The 4022-nt window shown below is 64.4% G+C and carries 3 protein-coding genes; 2 read left to right on the top strand and 1 reads right to left on the bottom strand.

Annotated features, from left to right (window positions below):
* Nucleotides 1-185: 185 nt before the first annotated feature.
* Together ACFE70_RS09125 and ACFE70_RS09120 are read left to right on the top strand one after the other, a co-directional pair.
* Nucleotides 186-989 carry a CHRD domain-containing protein gene (locus ACFE70_RS09125; RefSeq protein WP_375417427.1) on the top strand — a complete coding sequence of 268 codons (804 nt, stop codon included), beginning with the start codon at nt 186-188 and terminating at the stop codon, nt 987-989.
* Between the two features lie 213 nt (nt 990-1202).
* On the top strand, nt 1203-2042 hold the full coding sequence (locus ACFE70_RS09120) for a hypothetical protein (protein WP_375417426.1): 840 nt from the start codon (nt 1203-1205) through the stop codon (nt 2040-2042).
* Between the two features lie 85 nt (nt 2043-2127).
* Here the strand turns inward: ACFE70_RS09120 and ACFE70_RS09115 are convergent.
* A partial coding sequence (locus ACFE70_RS09115; protein WP_375417425.1) for a pyruvate carboxylase subunit B occupies nt 2128-4022 on the bottom strand: 1895 nt, incomplete at its 5' end.

Below are 4022 nucleotides of genomic sequence, written 5' to 3'. Positions count from 1 at the left end.
GCCGCCGGCATTCCGGACCCACCCGCCAACGCGCCGGACGCCCGGCGCCCACCACCCAGCCCGGACTCTGACAGCGAAATAGTGGCCGCTGACCGGCCGCCAGCTCTCATTCGGCCAGTGGAGCAGACCCAATAGGTTAGTAACTGTAAATTTGTATTCAATTATCTATTTTCCTCCTTCATAATATGAAAAAACTGCTTCCCTCTCTTTTATTCCTGGCCGGCCTGACGCTGGTTGGGGCCTGTAAAAAAGACAACCCCGAAACCCCTACCCCAGACCCGGTAACCATCACCGGCGAGCTGAAAGGCAGCAACATTGCGCCGCTGCCGGTTGCCACGGCGGGCACGGGCTCTTTCGCGGGCTCTTTCGACAAGAATACCAACGAGTTGACTTATGCAGTCACCTTCTCGGGCTTGTCGAGCGCCGTCACGCTGGTTCACCTGCACCTGGGCGCCCCCGGCATCAAAACGCCCAGCTTTTTCACCATGCCGGGCCTGACCAGCCCCGTCACGGGCAAAACGACGCTGACCGGGGCCCAGCGCGAGGCGCTGCTCACGGGTCAGGTGTATGCTAATATTCACACCGCCAACAACCCGGACGCCGGCGAGATTCGGGCCAACCTGATGCCCCCGAACATTGTGAGCCTGTCGGGCGAGCTGAGCGGCGCCAACCAGGTGCCGGCCATCGCCACCGATGCCAAGGGCGTGGTGAGCGGCATCTTCAACAAGGACACCAACGAGCTGAACTACACCATTTCGTATTCGGGCCTGACGCCCACCGCCGGCCACTTCCATATTGCCCCGCCCGGCAGTGTCAATCTGGCCCCCAGCCTGGGCTTCCCCAGCCCCCTTACCAACCCAACCGTGGCGAAAGCCACGCTCACGGCCGAGCAGCGTGAGGCCCTGCTGGCCGGCAGCGTGTACGCCAACCTGCACACGCAAGAGCACCCGCGAACCGGTGAGATTCGCGCTAATATCGTAGCCAAGTAGCGCCAGCCAAAAGCTTATTTTGCGGCGCAGTAGCTCTCAAGCAGACCAGTCCTGGCCGTCGTGCGGCCAGGACTGTTTTTTTGGGTGCGCATTACTCCATTCAGGCCAGAAAAGTTGTGTCGCCAGCCCCTGAAGCGTATTAACATTCGAAGATTTTAAGCGGTTTTAGGAGGCCCAGCGAACCGGCCCGGCGAAAGCAGTGTCTGGAAGGCCATGCGCAAAACCACTCTGCTTGCCGCGACGGCCCTTTTGCTGGGCACCGCCGGCCGCACCCTGGCCCAGAATACGCCGGCCGAAAACAACTCTAACCTCGACGCGCCCTACGTGCGCAACATCCGCCCCGACCGGCCCGGCCAGACCATCACGGCGCACGTGCTGCACCCCGGTCAGTTTCAGCTCGAAACCGGCCTGCTGCGCCAATCGCCGAAGGGCAGCGCGGCCAGCACGCTGAGCGCGGCCACGCTGCGCATCGGCTTCTTCAACAGCATGGAGCTGCGCGTGACCCAGGCGTACCGGCCCGGCGGCGGCAGTTCCCTACCCCCCTCTTCCGGCGAAAACCCGGCCCGCGCCCGCGCCGACTCGGCCGGCTGGGCGCCGCTGCTGGTGGGCACCAAGCTCATGCTCTCGCCCAACCCCGACACCCGCACGCAGGTAGCGCTGCTGGCCGAAACCACGGTGCCCGGTACCGGCCAGGTGGCCGGCGCGGGCTGGGCACCGGCGGCTCGCCTGCTGGTAGGCCAGCAGCTGGGCCAGCGCTACGGCCTGGAAGCCAACCTCGGCTTCGGGCAGCGCGGCCTGAAAGTGAAGGACGTGGAGCAGGGCGTATTTCTGGGCGCGCTGAGCCTGAACGGCCCGCTGGGCGAGCACGCTGGCTTCTTCGTGGAAGCCTACGGCCAGGGCCGCGCCGCGCTGAGCACCGGCGGCACCCTGGGCTTGTACTGGCGCCCTACCCCCGGTCTGCGCCTCGATGTGAATGGCGGTCGGCTGCTGGGCGGCCCGGCCACGGGCAGCGGCACGGTGGGCGCGGGCCTGGCGTGGCGGCTGGGCCAGTAGCCGTTAGCTTACGCAAGCGTAGGGGGGGTAGGGAATTATCGTTCAGGTAATTTCCTACCCCCTCTTTAGGGCTAAAGGCCCCGGTTTAGCCCAGCGTGAGCACCAGGTCGTCGGCTTGCACGCGGGTGCCGGCTTCGAGCGTGAGGGCAGCCACGGTCAGGTCCTGGGGCGCGGTGATGGTGGTTTCCATCTTCATAGCCTCGATGACAAACAGAGGCGCGTTGCGGGCCACCTGCTCGCCGGGCTGCACCAGTACCTTGCTCAGCAGTCCTTGCAGGGGCGCGGCCACGTGGGCAGGATTGCTGCGGTCAGCTTTGGCGTTGCTCACGCGGGTCACGGCCACGGACTGGTCGCGCACTTCCAGGTTGCGGGTCTGGCCGTTGAGGTTGAAAAAGATGGTGCGCATCCCGTCCTCGTTCACCGGACCCACCGATTGCAGGCTGACGATGATAGACTTGCCGCGGGCAATGTCGAGGATGGTTTCCTCATTGGGCGCCAGGCCGTAGAAAAAGACGGGACTCGGGATTTGGCTCACGTCGCCGAACTGCTGCTGGTGCGCCCAATATTCTTCAAACACCTTGGGATAGAGCAGGTACGATAGCAAATCGGTGAACTTGGCGCCCGGAAACTTCGCCTGAAAAGCTGTCCATTCGGCCTCAAAGTCAATGGGCGCGAGGTGCTCGTTGGGCCGCTCGGTGTAAGGCTTTTCCCCTTTGAGAATCACCTTTTGCAGCTCCGCCGGCCAGCCGCCTTCGGGCTGGCCGATGTCGCCGCGCAGCAGCTCGCGCACCGATTCGGGGAAGCTGAGCGACTCGCCGCGTTCCAGCACGTCCTGCGGCGTCAGGTTGTTGCTGACCAGGAACAGGGCCATATCGCCCACGACCTTGGAGCTGGGCGTGACCTTCACGATGTCGCCAAAAAGCTGATTCACGTCGGCAAACCGCTCCTTCACCTCCTCAAACTTATCGAGCAAGCCCAGCGAGGCCGCCTGCGGGCGCAGGTTGGAATACTGCCCGCCGGGAATCTCGTGCTGAAACACCTCCGAGGTGCCCGCCATCAGGCCCGACTCGAACGGGTAGTACAGCTCGCGCACGCCTTCCCAATAGGTACTGAACTCGTTGAGGGAGTGCTGGTTGAACTCGCGATGCCGCGGCGTGCCGCGCAGCATTTCCACGATGGAGTTGAAGTTGGGCTGCGAGGTGAGGCCCGACAAGGCGCCCAGCGCCACGTCGATGACGTTGACGCCGGCTTCCACGGCTTTCAGATACGTGGCGGCTTGCAGGCTGCTCGTGTCGTGGGTGTGCAGGTGGATGGGCAGCTTCACGGCGTCGCGCAGGCCGGCAATCAGCTCCTGGGCGGCGTAGGGCTTGAGCAAACCGGCCATGTCCTTGATGGCCAGAATGTGGGCGCCGGCGTCTTCGAGCTGCCGGGCCAGCCGGAGGTAGTAATCGAGCGAGTATTTCTGGTTGCGCTTGGGGTCGAGAATGTCGCCGGTGTAACAGATGCAGGCTTCGGCCAGGCCGGGCGTTTGCTGGCGCACGAAGCCGATGCAGGCCTCCATGCCCTTGACCCAGTTCAGCGAATCGAAGATGCGGAACACATCGACGCCGGTCTCGCTGGCCTGCGCCACGAAGCGTTCCGTGAGGTTGTCGGGGTAGGCTTTGTAGCCCACGCCGTTGGCCCCGCGGATGAGCATTTGCAGCAGGATGTTGGGTACGGCCGCGCGCAATTCGGCCAGGCGCTGCCAGGGGTCTTCGTGCAGAAAGCGCAGGGCCACGTCGAAGGTGGCGCCGCCCCAGACTTCGAGCGAGAAGGTTTGCGGGTGCATTCGCGCAAAGGAGCCGGCTACGCGCAGCATGTCGTAGGTGCGCATCCGGGTGGCGAGCAGGCTCTGGTGGGCGTCGCGCAGCGTGGTGTCGGTGTAGTGAATCAGGGGCTCGGCGCGCAGCCAGTTGGCAAAGCCTTCGGGGCCCAGCTCGG

The organism is uncultured Hymenobacter sp. (assembly GCF_964243305.1).
Taxonomy (GTDB): Bacteria; Bacteroidota; Bacteroidia; order Cytophagales; family Hymenobacteraceae; genus Hymenobacter.
The sequence above is the reverse complement of the archived record's forward strand: the minus strand, read 5'-3'. Positions and strand labels throughout refer to the sequence as shown.